The following is a 579-nucleotide window of genomic DNA, read 5'->3' as shown; positions in this document are numbered from 1 at the left end:
GTGATTCCGCGCCGACAATGTAGCGGGGCTCAAGCGTACCGCCGAAGTCGTGTCATTCCAGCATGAAGGGCCAACGCCCGCTGGGATGGGTAGGGGAGCGTCGTGTGCCGGGTGAAGCAGCCGCGGAAGCGAGTTGTGGACGGTTCACGAGTGAGAATGCAGGCATGAGTAGCGATACACACGTGGGAAACGTGTGCGCCGATTGACTAAGGGTTCCTGGGTCAAGCTGATCTGCCCAGGGTAAGTCGGGACCTAAGGCGAGGCCGACAGGCGTAGTCGATGGACAACCGGTTGATATTCCGGTACCCGCTTTGAAACGCCCAATATCGAATCCATTAATGCTAAGGCCGTGAAGCCGTCCTGGATCCTTCGGGTGAAGGGGAGTGGTGGAGCCGCTGACCCAAGGTGGTAGTAGGTAAGCGATGGGGTGACGCAGGAAGGTAGTCCAGCCCGGGCGGTGGTAGTCCCGGGGTAAGGGTGTAGGCCGTGTGGTAGGCAAATCCGTCACACATATAAGGCTGAGACCTGATGCCGAGCCGATTGTGGTGAAGTGGATGATCCTATGCTGTCGAGAAAAGC

1 rRNA gene is annotated in these 579 nt (G+C 58.5%); it reads left to right on the top strand.

Annotated features, from left to right (window positions below):
* A 23S ribosomal RNA gene (locus tag ABD269_RS09110) occupies positions 1–579 on the top strand; the annotation flags it as partial.

The sequence above is a fragment of the Streptomyces blastmyceticus genome, from assembly GCF_039521185.1.
In the GTDB taxonomy this organism is placed as follows: Bacteria; Actinomycetota; Actinomycetes; order Streptomycetales; family Streptomycetaceae; genus Streptomyces; species Streptomyces blastmyceticus.
The sequence above is the reverse complement of the archived record's forward strand: the minus strand, read 5'-3'. Positions and strand labels throughout refer to the sequence as shown.